The organism is Arthrobacter sp. Y81 (genome assembly GCF_002929335.1).
Taxonomy (GTDB): Bacteria; Actinomycetota; Actinomycetes; order Actinomycetales; family Micrococcaceae; genus Arthrobacter.
Window position 1 is genome coordinate 42,429 of record NZ_PJIL01000006.1, and the last position, 16,559, is coordinate 58,987.

At 64.8% G+C, this 16,559-nt stretch carries 16 protein-coding genes; 9 read left to right on the forward strand and 7 right to left on the reverse strand.

Translation table 11 applies throughout. From position 1 onward, the window contains the following. Positions 1 to 11: 11 nt before the first annotated feature. Positions 12 to 1,043, reverse strand: coding sequence for a universal stress protein (locus CXQ91_RS09720; protein ID WP_104173725.1), 1,032 nt, complete (start codon positions 1,041 to 1,043; stop codon positions 12 to 14). 457 nt (positions 1,044 to 1,500) lie between these two features. Here CXQ91_RS09720 and CXQ91_RS09725 point away from each other — a divergent pair, with 457 nt between their 5' ends. After that, entirely contained in the window at positions 1,501 to 2,133 is a 633-nt protein-coding gene (locus tag CXQ91_RS09725; protein WP_181038849.1) for an FAD-dependent monooxygenase, read from the forward strand. A gap of 41 nt (positions 2,134 to 2,174) precedes the next feature. Here the strand turns inward: CXQ91_RS09725 and CXQ91_RS09730 are convergent, their stop codons facing one another. Then, on the reverse strand, positions 2,175 to 2,795 hold the full coding sequence (locus CXQ91_RS09730; RefSeq protein ID WP_104173727.1) for a copper resistance CopC family protein: 621 nt from the start codon (positions 2,793 to 2,795) through the stop codon (positions 2,175 to 2,177). 112 nt (positions 2,796 to 2,907) lie between these two features. On the opposite strand from CXQ91_RS09730, the gene CXQ91_RS09735 reads away from it, so the two are divergent. Together CXQ91_RS09735 and hutG are read left to right on the forward strand one after the other, a co-directional pair. Next, positions 2,908 to 4,353, forward strand: coding sequence for an NCS2 family permease (locus CXQ91_RS09735; protein ID WP_104173728.1), 1,446 nt, complete (start codon positions 2,908 to 2,910; stop codon positions 4,351 to 4,353). A 96-nt stretch (positions 4,354 to 4,449) separates the two neighbouring features. Next, complete coding sequence (hutG, locus tag CXQ91_RS09740) at positions 4,450 to 5,421, forward strand: formimidoylglutamase (RefSeq protein WP_104173729.1); 972 nt, start codon at positions 4,450 to 4,452, stop codon at positions 5,419 to 5,421. 59 nt (positions 5,422 to 5,480) lie between these two features. Here hutG and CXQ91_RS09745 read toward each other — a convergent pair whose 3' ends face one another. Then, on the reverse strand, positions 5,481 to 5,681 hold the full coding sequence (locus CXQ91_RS09745; protein ID WP_104173730.1) for a hypothetical protein: 201 nt from the start codon (positions 5,679 to 5,681) through the stop codon (positions 5,481 to 5,483). A gap of 34 nt (positions 5,682 to 5,715) precedes the next feature. Beyond that, entirely contained in the window at positions 5,716 to 5,958 is a 243-nt protein-coding gene (locus CXQ91_RS09750; RefSeq protein ID WP_104173731.1) for a hypothetical protein, read from the reverse strand. Between the two features lie 232 nt (positions 5,959 to 6,190). Between CXQ91_RS09750 and nagA the strand changes: the two genes are divergently transcribed. The 6 genes from nagA (at position 6,191) to CXQ91_RS09780 (ending at position 12,191) form a co-directional block, all read left to right on the forward strand. After that, on the forward strand, positions 6,191 to 7,453 hold the full coding sequence (gene nagA, locus CXQ91_RS09755; protein WP_104173732.1) for an N-acetylglucosamine-6-phosphate deacetylase: 1,263 nt from the start codon (positions 6,191 to 6,193) through the stop codon (positions 7,451 to 7,453). Between the two features lie 224 nt (positions 7,454 to 7,677). Then, positions 7,678 to 8,598, forward strand: coding sequence for an SIS domain-containing protein (locus CXQ91_RS09760; RefSeq protein ID WP_104173733.1), 921 nt, complete (start codon positions 7,678 to 7,680; stop codon positions 8,596 to 8,598). 10 nt (positions 8,599 to 8,608) lie between these two features. Continuing rightward, positions 8,609 to 9,571: an ROK family protein gene (locus CXQ91_RS09765; RefSeq protein ID WP_104173734.1), complete on the forward strand. Its 963-nt coding sequence runs from the start codon at positions 8,609 to 8,611 to the stop codon at positions 9,569 to 9,571. After that, positions 9,568 to 10,521: a 1-phosphofructokinase family hexose kinase gene (locus CXQ91_RS09770; RefSeq protein ID WP_104173735.1), complete on the forward strand. Its 954-nt coding sequence runs from the start codon at positions 9,568 to 9,570 to the stop codon at positions 10,519 to 10,521. Before CXQ91_RS09765 ends, CXQ91_RS09770 begins: the two co-directional genes overlap by 4 nt. Then, a complete protein-coding gene (locus CXQ91_RS09775; RefSeq protein ID WP_104173736.1) occupies positions 10,518 to 11,357 on the forward strand; it encodes a class II fructose-bisphosphate aldolase in 840 nt (279 codons plus the stop codon). Before CXQ91_RS09770 ends, CXQ91_RS09775 begins: the two co-directional genes overlap by 4 nt. A 21-nt stretch (positions 11,358 to 11,378) precedes the next feature. Further along, entirely contained in the window at positions 11,379 to 12,191 is an 813-nt protein-coding gene (locus tag CXQ91_RS09780; RefSeq protein ID WP_104173904.1) for a DeoR/GlpR family DNA-binding transcription regulator, read from the forward strand. A gap of 48 nt (positions 12,192 to 12,239) precedes the next feature. Here CXQ91_RS09780 and CXQ91_RS09785 read toward each other — a convergent pair whose 3' ends face one another. The 3 genes from CXQ91_RS09785 to CXQ91_RS09795 form a co-directional block, all read right to left on the reverse strand. Further along, the gene (locus tag CXQ91_RS09785; RefSeq protein ID WP_104173737.1) at positions 12,240 to 14,078 is read right to left on the reverse strand and encodes a beta-galactosidase family protein; all 1,839 of its coding nucleotides are present in this window, start codon (positions 14,076 to 14,078) and stop codon (positions 12,240 to 12,242) included. A 55-nt stretch (positions 14,079 to 14,133) separates the two neighbouring features. Then, a complete protein-coding gene (locus CXQ91_RS09790; RefSeq protein WP_104173738.1) occupies positions 14,134 to 15,330 on the reverse strand; it encodes a Gfo/Idh/MocA family protein in 1,197 nt (398 codons plus the stop codon). A gap of 104 nt (positions 15,331 to 15,434) precedes the next feature. Then, the gene (locus tag CXQ91_RS09795) at positions 15,435 to 16,454 is read right to left on the reverse strand and encodes a LacI family DNA-binding transcriptional regulator (RefSeq protein ID WP_258073920.1); all 1,020 of its coding nucleotides are present in this window, start codon (positions 16,452 to 16,454) and stop codon (positions 15,435 to 15,437) included. Positions 16,455 to 16,559: the final 105 nt, after the last annotated feature.

Consider the following 16,559-nt stretch of genomic DNA (forward strand, 5'->3'; position numbering starts at 1 on the left):
GGGAAGTCCGGCTAGGCTGCTCCGAGCATGGGCCCGAAGCTGGCCCGGTCCGCAAGCCGCGGATCGTCCCTGTCCGGAACCACCAGCACCGGTCCCTTGGCATGGTGAAGGATGCCGTCCGACGTCGACCCCAGCAGCATTCCGGTGAAGCCGCCGCGGCCGCGGGTGCCCACAACCACCAGTTCCACATGCCTGCTCGCGTCAACAAGCACATCCACGGGTGAACCGTCCACAAGCTGGGTCTCCACCGTCAACTTGGGATAGTGGCTCTTCAGCCAGGCCACTCCGGCATCGAGCTGGACGCGGATGTCCGCGAACAATGCTTCCCGGTCCATGGGCGCCGGAACCCATGCCAGCGAACCGCTGTATTGCGGCACAGCGCAGACCACGCGAAGCGGCGCGCCGAGCCGTTCGGCCTGGTCCGCGGCCTCCAGCACAGCCACGCGGGCCTGCTCGGAGCCGTCAACGCCGACTACCACCACGTGCTCGACCGGCTGGTGGCCGGACTTGGCCTGCTCGGCCTTGATGTGCTTGTCGTCAGTGGTTTCGCCCAGGCGGTCGGCGCAGATCAGCGGCACAGTGACAGTGGGGCACTTTGCATGAGCCGGCAGGGCGCTGCTGACCGAGCCCAGGAGCCTGCCCACGAAGCCGCCCCTGCCGCGGGTGCCGAACACCAGGAGTTCAGCGGTTTCGGACATTTCCAGCAACACACCGGAGGCGTCGCCGTTCTCCACGGAGGCGTCAACGTCGATGTCATAGGGGGCCACTTTGTCCATGGCCTGCTTGAGGATGGCCTCGGCGCCCTCACGGATTACCGAGTCGTCCACGGTGGCATAGCCGCCGTCCAGGCCGGACGCCGCGAAGATCGGCACGGAGTAGGCAGTCACGATATGGAGCGGGCGGCGGCGGCGTTCGGCTTCCCGGGCGGCCCACACGAGTGCGCACTGGCTATGGTCGGAACCGTCCACGCCCACAACGATCCCCTCGGGGGCGGCAGAACCGCCGTCGTCATCCCTTGACGGGTGCACCTGATCTCGGCCCATGGGGTCCGCCTCCTCGCGATACTGCCTGATGTTGCCGCTATTCTGCCAGAAGTATCCGCCCGCGGCGGGACCCGTGAGCCAGGTACTGCTCTGGGCTGAAAATTAGCTCTTGCTGATAACTATTCTCGGTTGCTGAACTCTAAGCAAGCGCTCCTAATCCGCGGCATACGAAGGCTCCGGAGACCCAAGCTGGCTCCCACTTTTTACAGCGCGGAAACAAAGAGATCCCACCTCCGATGAGGAAAATTACAGGTGTGAGATTGTTGGGGTAGCCAATGTCCGGCAAGGGCTATCCAGAGGTCGAAAAGTTCTGTAGTGTCGAGGCGTTGCGAATCTGAGATATGTGTTTCAGAACACAATCCAGCTTCATGCGCGGCGGCCGGACTTTGGGGGTTACGGAAAGTGCAGGAGGGATCTGCACAGTGAACCATTCGAGGAGGAAGCAGCAGTGTCGAGCATGCCAAATTATGGCGGAACCGAGCAGACCACCACGGTGATCATCGGCTCAGGGCTGCCGGGCCTGGCAATTGCCAGCGAGCTCCGGCGGCGCGGCGTGGATTCCATCACCGTGGATGCGCTCGAAACCCTGGGCGGAATCCAATCCGCCAAAACCGTCTCCCTGCCCCGGTGCGACGCACCGAATTCAGCCACCATGCAGGAGCGCAACGAAATCCTCCGGCACCTGCGGAACTACGCCAGCAGCCACAACCTGGATATCCGCAATAACACCCGGGCCGTTCAATTGAACCTGCTGGGCACCGGGCTCGCCGAGCCGTCCACACACCAGTGGGCTGTCCACACACCTGACGGCGTCCTGCTGGCCCACCACATCGTCCTGACCCGCGGCGCACACAGTCAGCTGCGCCGCATGCTTGCCGACCTCGGGCTGGCCCTGGGGCAGAACCTGGCGGCCGCCATGCGCGCCATCGGCATGTACCTCGTCGGGGTTGGGGAACTCATCACACCGACGCCCAAGGAAGTGCTCCGCCAGGCAAAGGTTGTTGGGCAGGCGATTTCCGCCAAGGTTTATCCGGACAGTGTCCCGTCAGTGCTTACGGGAAGCTTCGCCGCACTGCAGGCCCGGGCCTAGCCCGGACTCCTGCCCGGGCCGGACCTACTGCCAGGCCGGACCTACTGCTCCTCGCCGGCGTCGCCGTCCGGGGTTTTGAGGTTGCGTTTTGCCAGCACGGCCAGTGCCACGAGGATACCCAGGGCCGTTCCGGCAAAGAGCACCAGGCTCCACGGGAACGGCTCGGCAGCGTCCGGCGCAGGCTCCGGCGCCGTTGTGGTGCCGGGCTGGGCGGTGCCCGCCGTAGGAGCCTTCGCAGGTGTCGTCGAGCTGCCCGGACCCGCAGTCCCGGAACCCGCCGCCCCGGCGGTGGCCGTAAACGTGAAGGTGCCCTCGATCGGGTGCGAATCGGAACTGACCACTCGCCACGCCACGGTGTACTGCCCTGCCGGAGCGCCGGCCCGGAGTTTCTGCGAGGCCACGTTGTCCACGATTTCCACGTCGCCTTCAGCCCAGCTGGTGCCTGCCGCGTCCTTCACCTGGATCTGCGATCCGAGTGCCAGCGGGTCGTTGTTGAACGTGACGGACACCTTCTCCGGAGGTGTGGCCACGGTGGCGCCCTGGGCCGGGCTGCTCGATTCGGCGGCGTCGTGGGCTGAGGCCGGCGCCGCCGCAGACAGCACGGCGGCCGCGAATAACAGTGCCCCGAGAAGGGCGCTCAGCAAGTGGCGGATGGGACGCATGGGGGGCTACTCCTGTGTGTTGGCTTCCTTACAGACTAGGCGAAATCACGGGGCTGCAACCCGCCCAGCTACTAGGATTCAAGTAATCCCCACCACTCTCCCCGGAGGACTAATGCTTAAGCAGGGCTCTGCACTGGACCGGTACTTCAAGATATCCGAGCGGGGGTCCAACTTCTCCCGCGAGATCCGCGGAGGCTTTGCCACGTTCTTCGCCATGAGCTACATCGTGGTGTTGAATCCCCTGATCCTCTCCGTGGCCGACTCCAGCGGCGCAACCCTGGGCTTCCCGGCCGTCGCAGCAGTGACCGCCTTCGTGGCAGGCATCCTGACCATCCTCATGGGCGCCTGGGCAAAGCACCCGTTCGCCTTGGCCACCGGGCTGGGCGTCAACGCCTTCGTGGCCGTGACCGTGGCAACGAATCCGGGCCTGACCTGGCCGGACATGATGGGCCTCGTGGTGCTCTCCGGCGTCACCATGCTGATCCTGGTCCTCACCGGGTTCCGCACCGCGGTGTTCAAAGCCGTTCCGGATGGGCTCAAGACGGCCATCGTGGTGGGCATCGGCCTGTTCATCGCCCTGATCGGGCTGGTCAACGCAGGTTTTGTCCGCCGCATCCCGGATGCCGCCGGCACCACGGTACCGGTGGGGCTGGGCTTCGACGGAAAGCTCCTGGGCTGGCCCACCCTGGTGTTCGTGTTCGGCCTGATCCTGACCATCGCCCTGGTGGTCCGCAAGGTCAGGGGCGCCATCCTGATCGGCATCGTGGCCTCCACCGTGCTCGCCGTGATCCTGGAATTCACCCTGCACATCGGCCCGAGCTTCTCCCCGGGCAAGCCGTTCAACCCGCAAGGCTGGTCCCTGGTGGCCCCGACCTTCACCGAGTGGGCCGCGCCCGACCTGTCACTGATCGGCAAGGCCAACCCCATCGGAGCCTTCGAGCACCTGGGCTTCGTAGCGGCAACACTGCTGGCATTCGTGATCCTGCTGAGCATCTTCTTCGACGCCATGGGCACCATGGTGGGCCTGGCCAACGAGGCCGGAACCGTGGACAAGGACGGCAACATCCCCGACGTGGACCGCGTGCTGCAGATCGACGCGCTCGGCGCAATCGTGGGTGGAGGCGCCTCCGTCTCCTCCAACCAGATCTATGTGGAATCCGGTGCCGGCATCGGCGAAGGCGCACGGACGGGCCTGGCCTCGATCGTCACCGGCCTGCTGTTCCTCGTGGCCATGTTCTTCACCCCGCTGATCAACCTGGTGCCGTTCGAGGCCGTGGCCCCGGCACTGGTGGTGGTGGGCTTCCTGATGGTCTCCCAGGTGGGCAAGATCGACTGGCAGGACTGGGGCATCGGGATTCCCGCGTTCCTGACCTTCAGCCTGATGCCGTTCACCTACTCGATCGCCAACGGCCTGGGCGCCGGATTCATCGCCTACGTCCTGATCCGCACCTTCCAGGGCCGAGCGCGCGACGTCCACCCGCTCATGTGGGCCGTGGCGGCCGCGTTCCTGCTCTTCTTCGCCGTCGGCCCCATCGAGCAGGCGCTGGGCATCCACTAGCGCCCAGCAGGCGGCTCTTGGGGTGTGTCCGGGATTTGGGACAGCCAGAGGGCGGCGGGGCTGGTTTTGGGGGCACTGCTGCGGTGAGCTTGGAGTATGCCTCACACAGCCCTAACAGTCGACATCCCGCCGCTCACCTGGAGGGGCCGTTTCGACGGCGACGGCGCCGAGCACCGCCGCTGGTGGCAGGCCGTCAAGCCGTATCGCCACGAGCCTGCCGCTCCCCTGCCCGAACACGCAGGACCCGGCAGCCGACCCGCCGTCATTCTCGGCTTCAGCAGCGACGCGGGCGTGCTGCGCAACAAGGGCCGGGTGGGCGCCGCTGCGGCCCCCGGCGCCATCCGGGCCGCCCTCGGTCCGCTCGCGTTCCACCTCCCGCGCGAGGTGTTCGACGCCGGTGATGTGACCGTCATGGACAATGCGCTGGAGGCCGGCCAAGCGCGCGCCGGGCTGGCAGTCGCTGAAATGCTCGACGCCGGCAACCTCACCGTTGTGCTGGGCGGCGGCCACGAGACCGCGTTCGCCAGCTACCTTGGCGTGGCCGGTTCCGAAGCCGTCCGCGGCGGGAAGCGGCTGGGCGTGCTGAACCTGGACGCGCACTTCGACCTCCGCGACGCGCCGGAGCCGTCCTCCGGCACACCCTTCCTGCAGATGGCCCGGGCGGAGGAGGCCGCCGAACGCAAACTGAACTACGCCGTCGTCGGGATTTCCGAGCCCAATAACACCCGGGCCCTGTTCAGGACCGCCGAACGGCTGGGCGTGAAGTACCTGCTGGATGAGGAGTCCTCCGCGGAGGCCACCCGGAAGTTCGTGGCCGACTTCCTGGATAGCGTGGATGTCCTCTACCTGACGATCGACCTGGATGTGCTGCCCGCCGCCGTGGCACCGGGAGTCAGTGCCCCGGCCTCGTTCGGGGTGCCCCTGGCCGTGATCAGCGCCGTGTGCCGGCAGGTGGCTGCCAGCGGGAAACTGCTGCACCTGGACGTCGCCGAGCTGAACCCGGAATTCGACATCGACCAGCGCACGGCCAAAGTGGCCGCGCGGCTGGTCAACACGCTGCTGGGCTAGAGGCCGCAAGAGTTCCCTCCGGCCGCGCCGGCATGGTTCAGCTGCAACGGCAGGGAGACCTAGACAACCCGGTTGAGGCCCGGTCCCATGCCGACCTTCTGCACCGTGCTGGTGAAGCTTGCGTAAGGAAGGACGGGGTCGACGGCGGTCCAGGACTTCTGCGCGATCACCGGGAAGGTCGCCTCAATGAGTTGATGGACATCCAATTCCGTGTACGGAGTACCGACCAGGTCATTCCAGACGGCAAACATGGCGCCCATGACGGACTCCGGCTCAACGGTCTGGCCTGCGGCCTCATTGGGGGTCCAGTTCTGGTACAGCGACTGTGAAGCTGCCCCAGGCGCTCGGCTTTTTGCCGAGCGTACGCAGGTGGGCCGCAATATTGTTGTAGTAGTTGCGGAAATATTCGGTGAACGCCTCGGGGTACTCGTCGGCGCCGAAGTTGACGTCTTCGCTGCGGAACCACGGAGTGAACTCGGCAAAGATGTCCTTCAGCGCCTGCGGGCGGCAGCACGTGATTTCTGACGTAATGTGCACATTTTGGCCCGGCTTCTTTCATGAATACGCACATTATAAGCATGTCTGTGATTTGATGTTCCGTGATTGGTCGGTGCGACCGGGATTGCAAAACGTCGGATCCGCGAACGCGAGGACAGCCGATGACACCGACAAAACAGCCCAATTCTCAGGCGATTGGCAGGCGCAGGAACAGCCGGCCGCTGGCGGCCGCCAGCGGCGACCCCGTTATACAGAGTGTCTAGGATCAAGTATGCAAACTTCGGCGCCCGTGGAGACCAGCACCAGCGCGCCTTACCTTCTTTTGGGGACCGTAGTCACGGACGGACGCGTCCTTGGCGATTGGGCAGTGGCCGTACGTAACGACCGGATTGTCTACGCGGGGCCACGCGGGGATCTCAACACCGACGAATTGCATGGCGCTGAGGTGATCGCCGTTCCTCCGAACGGTTTCATAGTTCCGGGGCTAGTCGATCTGCATTGCCATGGGGCTGTCGGTGGCGATTTTCCTGCCGGGGAAAATGCAGGATCCAGGGCAGCAGTTGACTTCCTGCACGCACACGGCACCACAACGCTGCTTGCAAGCCTTGTCACGGCTCCAAGCACGGATTTGCTGGCGGCGATAACAACTTTAAAGCCCATGGTGGCTGAAGGGCTCGTCGCCGGAATTCATGTGGAAGGACCCTTCCTGTCCCATGCCCGATGCGGCGCACAAAACCCCCAGTGGCTTCGGGAACCTGATCTTGAGCTGCTCAGCGAGTTGCTGCGGGCCGCTGGTGGAGCCCTAAAGTCCATGACTTACGCTGCGGAGCTGGAAGGGGCGGATGAATTGGTCGACATGTTGGCAAAGCATGGGGTGGTGCCGTCCTTTGGCCATTCGGATTCTGACGCCGAAACGGCTGCCGCCTCGCTGCAACGCGCAGCTGGAAGCCTGGCATCGTCCAGCCTCCACCGATCAGGGGTCCGCCCCACAGTGACACACCTTTTTAATGGGATGGCTCCCATGCACCACCGGAACCCGGGTCCTGTGGCGGCCTGCCTCCGGCTGGCGCGGGCAGGCACCGTGGCCGTGGAATTGATAGGCGACGGTGTACATCTCGATCCGCAGACGGTGCGGATGGTTTTCGAGCTGGTCGGGCCGGGGAACGTCGTTCTGGTCACCGATTCGATGGCAGCGACAGGGTTGCCGGACGGTGACTACGTCCTGGGCCCGTCTGCGGTTTCGGTCCGCAACGGCGTGGCAACGTTGCGGAGCACCGGATCGCTCGCCGGTGGTACGGCAACATTGTTGGACGTTGTCAGACAGACCATCGCGGCAGGCGTCAGTCCCGGTGATGCCGTCGCGTCAGCCACTTCTGTGCCGGCACAGATTCTCGGACTTGGGGCCGAGGTTGGCAGCCTGCGCACGGGAATGAAGGCTGACGTTGTCGTTGTGGATGAAGACTTTGGGCTTCTGTCGGTCCTGCGCGGCGGCGCAAGAATTCCCCGAAAGTCTCCCTCGCCGGATGCCGCCTGAAGGCGCATGCCGATAGGTACTGCCGGCCGACGCTAGCCGCGCCGCAGCGGGTATCGGCAACCCAGTCGCAACGGTTTTTCAGGCTGCGAACGCGACGGCGCAGTGACTCTTGTTAGATTGTTTATGATTGTTTAGACTGATTAACAATCAATAAACGTCATCGGTTGGTCCGGGGACGATCCGCGGCACGCACGGCGCCGTGATAACCAAAAGGAGCAGACGCAATGACTGAGGCCATTCCCGGTGCGCACATGGATCATGAGCTCACCTCGCAGCCGGACGTCTGGACGCGCGCCATTGCCCAGGCGCAGGCAGAGCACTTCCTGCCGGCGGACGGGCAGCGGGTCGCGGTGATCGGATGCGGCACGTCCTGGTTTATGGCGCAGAGCTACTCCGCCGCCCGCGAGGGGGCAGGCAAGGGCCTGACGGATCCGTTTGCGGCGTCGGAGGCATTCCTCAACAGCAACAGCGTCGCCCGTGACTACGACGCAGTCGTCGCCATCACGCGTTCCGGAACCACGACGGAAGTGCTGGAACAGCTGACAGCCCTTAAGGGAAAGGTGCCCACCGTGGCACTGCTCGGAGACGTCGACTCACCGGCAGCGGCGCTTGCGGACTCAGTAATCGGGCTCCCGTACGCGGACGAGAAGTCGGTGGTGCAGACGCGGTTCGCCACGGCTGCACTGGTGTACCTCCTGACGAGCCTTGGAACGGACCTCTCCGGCGCCGTTGAAGAAGCCCGCCACGCAGTGGCGGATACGGTTCCGCTGGAGCTCCTCGAGGCTGAACAGTTCACGTTCCTCGGGCAGGGCTGGACTGTGGGCCTGGCTCACGAGGCCGGATTGAAAATGCGCGAAGCCGTCCAGGGCTGGACCGAGTCCTACCCGGCCATGGAGTACCGGCACGGCCCCATCTCAATTGCCGCGCCAGGACGAGTCACCTGGCTCTTCGGCGAGCAGCCCGCAGGGCTGGACGATGACATGGCTAAGACCGGTGCACTCTATCTCAACACCGGCCGGCACCCCCTCGCAGAGCTGGCCCGGGTGCACAAGGTGGCGCTGGAACGCGCCAGGGCCCGCGGCCTGGACCCCGACCTGCCCCGCAACCTCACCCGTTCAGTTATCCTCGACGTCGCCGCACCCTAGGACAGAACGTATGCCCACCGCACCGGCCGCAACTGACGGCCCAAACCTCGGCCCGGCACCCGCGGCCGTATTTGCCTTCGATGTCGGCGGCACTGATTTGAAGGCCGCCTTGATTGACGCGTCCGGCACCATCAAGGGACTGCGTCGCAGCCGGACGCCTCTGGACAAGAGCCGCCCTGCCGAGGCCGTGCTGGACCGTGTGGAAGATTTGGCGGGTCAACTTTCGAGGGACTTTCCCGGGATGCGGCCAGAAGCAGCCGGATTGGTCGTGCCGGGCCTGGTGGATCCTCGCACAGGGACCGGCATCCTGTCGGCGAACCTGGGCTGGCGGGACTATCCGTTCGCCGCTGTAGCGGAACGCCGGCTGGGGCTGCCCGTTGCTTTCGGGCACGACGTCGGATCCGCCGGCTATGCCGAGGCGCAATTGGGAGCAGCCCGGGGCCTCAGCGACGTCGTTGTGATGATCCTTGGCACCGGGATCGCCGGAACCGTTCTTACGGACGGCAGAGTAGTGACAGCGGGCGGCTATGCGGGAGAACTGGGACATGCCCTGGTGCCTGCGCCGAATGGCCAGGCCAGCTGCATCCTGGAGTCCGTGGCCTCCGCCGGCGCCATTGCCCGACGTTACACACAGCTCAGCGGCAACACAGTGCACGGCGCCCGCGCGGTCCTGGAACTGTCCCGGGCACAGGACGGGATCGCCCGGCAGGTATGGGCCGATGCCGTCAACGCCCTGGCCTTCAGCGTCGCCCAATTCGTCAGCATTCTCGGCACCGAAGCCATCGTCATCGGCGGCGGGCTGTCCGAAGCCGGCGAGGAACTGCTGGCTCCGCTGCGCCTCAGGGTCGATGACCTCCTGAGCTTCCAACGGCGCCCTCTGATTGTGACGTCACAGCTAGGCCAGAACGGCGGGCTTATCGGCGCAGCCCTGAAGGCCCGGACGCTCCTGGCGCCTCTTGGGCTGTCCACGTGAAGCGCATCATCACCGTTACCCCCAACCCTGCGGTGGACGTCACCTACGCCGTCAAGGGCGTCAGCATCGGCGGAAGCAACCGCGTGGCGGCGCCCCTGGTCCGGGCCGGAGGCAAGGGCGTCAACGTCGCCAGAGTTGCCCATCAGCTGAACGTCCCCGTCCTCGCCATCGCCACAGCCGGAGGCGCCTCCGGCGCGGCATTCGCCGCCGAGCTCCAGGCCAGCGCGCTTCCTCACAGGCTCGTGTCCACCGCGGTGGAAACCCGCCGCAGCATTGCCCTTGTGGATACCGTGAACGGCGAAACCTCCATTTTCAACGAGCATGGGAGGTCGCTCGAGCCTGCAGCGTGGCTGGCCCTGAAGAGAGCAGTGCGGGAGAGCCTCCGCGCCGCGGATGTACCGCCGCCGGGGGTAATAGTGGGCTCGGGAAGCCTTCCGGAAGGGGGGCATCCCGGCTTCTACGCGGAGCTGGTTTCCCTGGCTCATGGCGCGGGCGTCCCGGCCATTGTCGACACCTCCGGTCCCGGGATGCTGGCTGCGGCCGAAGCCGGTGCGGATCTGCTCAAGCCCAACAATCATGAGCTGGTTGAGGCCACCGGAGAGCGTGACGTAGTCGCCGGTGCCGTCAGGCTCATGGCCTTGGGAGCCCGCCGGGTGCTGGTCAGCGCAGGCGCCGACGGCATGATGGCTTTCGACGCCGGGCAACCGGATCGCTACTGGCATGCGCGCCTGCCCTTCGCCTTCTGCGGCAATCCCACCGGAGCCGGCGATGCCTCGGTGGCCGCTGCCGCCGTCGCCTTGTGCAACGGCCGCACCGAAATCGAACACATTCTCCGGGCAGCCACATCATGGTCGGCGGCTGCCGTACTCATGCCCGGTGCGGGCGAAATTTCGCCCAGACATGAGGAACTGGCCACCATGCTCATTGTTACCCAAAAGGAGCTGCCATGACCTTGGCCAAAACCCGGGATCTGATGAATCGCGCCTTGGAGCGGGGCGTGGGGCAGGCGGCTTTCAACATTGTTCACTTGGAAACCCTGGAAGGACTCGTGGGCGGCGCTGAAGAGGCCGGACTTCCGGTGATCCTGCAGATATCGGAGAACTGCGCCCACTTCCACGGCGGGCTGGAACCGTTGGCCCGCGCTGCCTTGGCCGCGGCCCGGCAAGCGTCGGTTCCCGTTTCCATCCACCTGGATCACGCCGAATCCGAAGACCTCGCACTGGAGGCCATCGAGCTGGGCTTTGGTTCCGTGATGTACGACGGCGCCCACCTGCCTTACGACCTCAACGTTGCCGCCACGCGGCGGGTCACCGAACACGCGCATAGGGCAGGCGTCTACGTGGAAGCCGAACTTGGCAAGGTGGGGGGCAAAGACGGCGCCCACGCGCCCGGAGCCAGGACCGATCCATGCGAAGCAGCCGCCTTCGTCGCCGCTACCGGCGTAGACGCGCTGGCCGTTGCGGTCGGATCGTCCCACGCCATGACGGAGCGCAAGGCAGTCCTGGATCTGCCACTGATCGCCCGGCTGAAGTCCGCCCTGGACGTGCCGCTCGTGCTGCACGGAAGCTCTGGCGTGGCAGACGACGCAATCGTCGCCGCTATCGGCTCCGGCATGACTAAGATAAATGTTTCCACCCATTTAAACGGATTCTTCACCCGTGCGGTCCGGGACTACCTGGCGGCCAACCCTGCCGTGGTGGATTCCCGCAAGTACGTGAAGGCCGGCCGCGAAGCCCTGGTTCCCGAGGTGTCGCGGCTCCTGGCCCTGTTCGCCAGGGCAACGTAGTACCACTTGAGAGGTATGTTCATGACCCGCACCGATCGACTGGCAGCGATCCTTGACCTGCTCGCTGACACAGGGCAGATCGAGGTGGAGGACATCGTCGCAAAATTGGGTGTTTCACCTGCCACCGCCCGCAGGGACCTGGACAGTCTCGCAAAGCAACGGTTACTCAGCCGCACCAGGGGCGGTGCCACCACCGGCTCGGTGGCTTATGACCTCCCCAGCCGGTACAACCGCGATGACCATGCCGAAGCCAAGAATCTCATAGCGGAAGAGGCGTCAAGGCTCATAAAGCCCGGTGCCGTAATCGGCCTCAGCGGCGGCACCACCACAACGGCGCTGGCCCATGTGCTGTCTACGCGGGAAGACCTGAACACTCCATCGGACCGGCCCACCCTGACCGTGGTCACTAACGCCATCAATATCGCTGCCCAGCTGGCCGTTCGGCCCAACATCAAGATCATGGTCACCGGGGGCATCCTGAACCCCCGCTCCTACGAGCTCGTCGGACCGTACACGGACATCGTCATGCAGAAGGTCGCCCTCGACTTCGCTTTCATCGGTGTCAATGGAATCGACGCGGAGGTGGGGCCGACCATCACCGACGAAGGCGAGGCATCGGTCAACACCCTCATGGCCCGGCGCGCCGCCATATCCTATGTGCTGGCGGACTCCTCGAAGGTGGGGCGTCGCGCCTTCGCCACCATGGCCGGTTATCCCTTTCTCAGGCTGATTACGGATTCCGGGATCTCGCAGAAGGACAAGGCCGCTTTTGAGGCGAATGGAACGGAAGTGATCGTGGCGATGGGCGCTGCTGCCGGCGCCCCGCAGTCCTGAATTGCCCTTCAGCGCTACGACCGGCGTGCGGGTGCCCTCCGTCACCGGTCATGGACGCGCGGTCTGTCCAAGCTCGGGCTCGGTGCGCAGCTCTATTGAGGTGCTCCACTTCTCCAGCTCCAGGATCTTGATCGAGTTGCTGCCGGGCCGGATCAGCGGGGCCGGTACGTAGAGTGTGGACTGGGGCCCCACCTCCCAATAGCGGCCGAGCAGGAAGCCGTTGATCCAGACGAATCCCTTACCGAAGCCGGGGAATGCCAGAAAGGTGTCCGCGGCGGAATCCGTCCGGAAGCTGGCTGAAGCAAGGTGTTCAAGTTCCTGAGCTCCCCAGTCGCTGAGCGAGTGGGGGGTCTGCGTCCAGTTGAAGGTGTGGCGCTGGTTTACCAGGACTCCCCCCAGAATGCCTTTCCCCTGGCCCGTCAAAGGTCCGAAATTAATCCGCCCCTGGTTTTCCACGAGGATGTCCAGCCTCACGGGGGCTCCGGTTCCCTGGACCCTCAATCCCTCCCCTGCGCTGGATCCATCCAATATCCCGGCGTGACGGCCGTCGATCCAAAGGTGGGCGCGGTCATGGAGTTCCATAACCCGGATCCGCGATTCGGTCGGGGCGTGAGGGAGCCCTGGCAGCGTTACCTCAGCGCTGTACAGCATCAGGCCCGAGTCGAGATCCATCTCCTCAAAGGTAAGAGGCCGCACGCTGGATCGCTGCCGCGTCCCGGCACGGAGCAGTTCCAGCAGCTCGACTCCGGGATCGACATCAAGGGTTCGGCCGGGCAAAACCGGGGCAGGTGCCAACAGCGCCGGATCCAGCTCGGGAGGTTCCACAATGCCCTGCGCATGGAAGAATGCCCTTCGGAGAGCATGGTACTTGGGCGTTAGGTCGCCGTTCTCCGCGATCGGGGCATCGGAGTCATAGCTGGTAACCGTTGGCTGGAGCTTTTCACCATCGTGGTTGCTGCCGGACCAAAGCCCAAAGTTCGTACCTCCATGGGCCATATAGATGCACACTGAGCCGTCCAGATCCAGGATTTTGGAGACTTCGGCCGCCGTCTCCTCCGTGTTCCGGACGTGGTGATCCTCATGCCAGTGATCGAACCAGCCGCCCCAAAACTCGACATTGAAAAACGGCTCGTCCGGCCTGCGTCGCCGCCACGTTGCCACGGATTCCTCCCCGCGGCTCCCCAGGGTGGCCGCAGCCAAAGTTCCGTCCAGGGCGCCGCCGTCGAGGTAGAAATCGGTCCCACCGTCCGCGGTGAACAGAAGCTCCGAGATGCCCCGGTCAAGGAGCGCCTGGCGGTTCCAGCGCAAATACGCCTTGTCGTCGCCGTAGCTGCCGTATTCGTTCTCGATCTGTACCGCCACCACCGGCCCGCCCCGGGCTGCCTGGCGCGTTGCGATGATGGGCAGGAGCTCGTCGAACCATTCCTCGACTGCGTCCGTGAAGACCGGATCGGAACAGCGCAGACCGATCCCCGGCGTGCCGGTCAGCCAAGCCGGGATCCCGCCGTTGTCCCATTCCGCACATATGTACGGCCCGGGACGAACGATCACATCCAGGTCTTGGGCTGCGGCCAGGTCGATGAAGCGGCCAAGATCCCGCCACTGCGTGAAATTGGGGCGCTGCCCGCGCGTCGGCTGGTGGAAGTTCCAGGCAACATACGTGTCGACCGTGTTGGCCCCCATGGCCCGCAACTTGGCCAGGCGGTCCTCCCACTGACTTGGGTGCACGCGGAAGTAGTGAATGGCACCAGCCAGGATGCGGTGCTGTTTTCCTGAACGGTAAAAAGCATTGCCCCCGTAGCTCAGGACGGGTGGCTGCGGTTCAGATGCAAGATGGCCTGTTCCAGCCGATTGGTGGGCCGTTTGTCCGGGCGGTCTCAGGTCCATGCATTGTCCATTCGTGATGTGCTGGTCATGTTCAAGGGTTTCGGTTCGTTCGTAGTCAACAGTGGCTTGAGTCACGGGCAGGCTGGCCGGCTTCAAAATACTCGACCAGGTCCGCGGGCAATGCCGGGACTTCGCGTGCCGAACCGTCACCGCGCAGGGATTCTGTGGCCAGTACACCAGCCGCCACCGACTGGCGGGCGGCGACAGGGCTGGTACGGGTCTGCCCGCCGCGGGCGGCGAACTCCAGGAACTCGTCGATCAGGCGCGGATCTGAACCGCCGTGGCCGCCGTCGCCGTCGGGAATCCCGATCTCCCGGTCCGGCTCAGCGAAACCGGTGGCTGTCCTTGACGTCCAGACGCTGATCTTGCCGCCCGGGCCGTCGCCGAAGTTCTCGATCCTGCCCTTGGTGCCGATCACCGTGTAGTTCCGCCAGTAGTCGGGAGTGAAATGACACTGCTGGTAGGAAGCCAGCACACCGTTGTCCAGCACCATCTGCATCATGGAAATGTCTTCCACGTCGATCAGCGGACTGAGCGCGGTTTGCGCCGTGGGCGGCCAGTTGTCCAGCGAGAACCAGTCCCCCATCCGGCGGCCGGCGTTGTCCCGGCGGTCCTGGACGTCACCGTATACGGCCAGGTCCCCAATGGCGGACACCCGCTTGGTGTAGCCGTTCGCCAGCCAGTGGATGACGTCGATGTCGTGGGCACCCTTCTGGAGCAGCAGCGACGTGACGTTCTTGCGTTCGGAGTGCCAGTCCTTAAAGTAATAGTCGCCCCCGTTGCCCACAAAGTGCCTGCACCAGATCGCTTTGACGTCGCCGATCACACCGTCTTCTATCAGTTCGCGCATTTGCACCACCACCGGCATGTGGCGCATGTTGTGCCCCACATACAGACGCGTTCCGGTTTCGTAAGCCGTCTGCAGGATCAGATCCGCTGCCTCGAGCGTGACGTCCAACGGTTTCTCGCAGAAGGTGGGAATGCCGGCCCTGAGCGTCTCGACGGCCACCAATGCATGCTGGTTGTCCGGCGTGAGAACCAGGACTGCGTCAATGCCGCTGGCGAGCAGCTCATTGAGATCCGCCGTGACGCGGGCCGTCGGGATCTTTTCGGCGGCGTCCGCCCGGCCGCGCGCGCTGGTATCGCACACAATGGTTACCTCGGATCCCTGACCCGGGTTGTGGACGTGCTTCCACAGACTCGCCCGCAGACCGAATCCGACCAGACCGACCTTCATATCTACAGTTCCCATTACTACGCCATTCCTCCTGCTTGGTTGCAGCCCTTAGGCCGTCGTGCAGCCGTACGCCCCCCGGATTCCCGGAGGCCGCGCAGCACCGCAATTGCTTCAAAAATCTAGTGTTTTGCTTTCTTCGCCGGTGCCGATTCACGGACGAACAGTTCCCAAGGGAAGTCCAGGACGCCGGGGTCCTCCTCGGATCCCAGGGCACGGTCCATCAGCTTCCTCGCCAGGCTGTCAAAGAAGCCCACCGGGCCCACACTGCTCAGCGACGGGGACATCCGTTCACCCTCGACGGTGTTTCCCACACCGATAATGTCGATGTCTGTGCCGACTCCGAGCCCCATTCGCTGCGCCGCGTTGATGGCGCTGACGGCCGCATAGTCCGTAGTGGCAAAGATGGCCGTTGGCGGATCTTCCAGGGAAAGGAGCCGCGTAGCGGCAGCGTAGGCGCCTGCCGAAGTTCCATCGAAAGTCCCCACATAGTCGTCCCGGACCGCCAGCCCGGCCGATTTATGGGCGTCTGTGTATGCCTTGAACCGCGGCCCCGCAAGGGAGCCGCCAGCGGTAACGCACGCTATCTTCGTATGACTTGCCAACAGATGTTCCACCGCCAGAACACAGCCGGGTCCTGCAACGGACCGTACGACGTCAAAGCCCTCCGGCTCCAAGGACTCGTGGAAGACCACCAGCCGTGACCCCCGGCCTGCCAACTCATGCAGTGTCTGTTCGTTGTGCTCCCGGACAGCGTCCACGAAGACTGCGTCGGCACTGTGGCTCTGGAGGACTCTGGCCCAGTCAGCATCGGCAAGGATCATGGGCGTGATGCCCAAGGGAGCCGCCGCACGCTGGACCGCCTCGATTACTGCAAGCGCCCACGGGTCCGAAAGCATGGTCAAGGACAGGATCACGGTGTTCGTGCGCCCCGTCCGGATGGCACGCGCCGCCTGGTTGGGCCTGTAGCCGAGCCGTTCCGCAGCAGCCCGTACCCTGCTCACAGTGGCTTCCGAGCAACCCGGACCGGCTTCACCCCGCCGGCCGGACAAAACGTAGGAAACAGTTGCCGTCGACACACCGGCCTCCGCCGCGACCATCCTGATGGTCGGACGCTGTGCCCTGCGATTTGTCACCGTCATGAAATCTCCTCCGTGGACCTGGCCGCCGTCCTGCGACTGTCGCCAGCTGGTTGCTGAAAGTCAGGCTGTGGCGACGGTGCGCATGCCCCCGCCGCCACAACCGTC

Coding starts and splice junctions, on each gene's coding strand:
- CXQ91_RS09785 (WP_104173737.1), bottom strand. CDS start 14,078: ATGGACCTGAGACCGCCCGGACAAACGGCCCACCAATCGGCTGGAACA.
- CXQ91_RS09720 (WP_104173725.1), bottom strand. CDS start 1,043: ATGGGCCGAGATCAGGTGCACCCGTCAAGGGATGACGACGGCGGTTCT.
- CXQ91_RS09775 (WP_104173736.1), top strand. CDS start 10,518: ATGACCTTGGCCAAAACCCGGGATCTGATGAATCGCGCCTTGGAGCGG.
- CXQ91_RS09735 (WP_104173728.1), top strand. CDS start 2,908: ATGCTTAAGCAGGGCTCTGCACTGGACCGGTACTTCAAGATATCCGAG.
- hutG (WP_104173729.1), top strand. CDS start 4,450: ATGCCTCACACAGCCCTAACAGTCGACATCCCGCCGCTCACCTGGAGG.
- CXQ91_RS09790 (WP_104173738.1), bottom strand. CDS start 15,330: ATGGGAACTGTAGATATGAAGGTCGGTCTGGTCGGATTCGGTCTGCGG.
- nagA (WP_104173732.1), top strand. CDS start 6,191: ATGCAAACTTCGGCGCCCGTGGAGACCAGCACCAGCGCGCCTTACCTT.
- CXQ91_RS09760 (WP_104173733.1), top strand. CDS start 7,678: ATGACTGAGGCCATTCCCGGTGCGCACATGGATCATGAGCTCACCTCG.
- CXQ91_RS09730 (WP_104173727.1), bottom strand. CDS start 2,795: ATGCGTCCCATCCGCCACTTGCTGAGCGCCCTTCTCGGGGCACTGTTA.
- CXQ91_RS09745 (WP_104173730.1), bottom strand. CDS start 5,681: ATGGGCGCCATGTTTGCCGTCTGGAATGACCTGGTCGGTACTCCGTAC.
- CXQ91_RS09765 (WP_104173734.1), top strand. CDS start 8,609: ATGCCCACCGCACCGGCCGCAACTGACGGCCCAAACCTCGGCCCGGCA.
- CXQ91_RS09795 (WP_258073920.1), bottom strand. CDS start 16,454: ATGACGGTGACAAATCGCAGGGCACAGCGTCCGACCATCAGGATGGTC.
- CXQ91_RS09780 (WP_104173904.1), top strand. CDS start 11,379: ATGACCCGCACCGATCGACTGGCAGCGATCCTTGACCTGCTCGCTGAC.
- CXQ91_RS09725 (WP_181038849.1), top strand. CDS start 1,501: ATGCCAAATTATGGCGGAACCGAGCAGACCACCACGGTGATCATCGGC.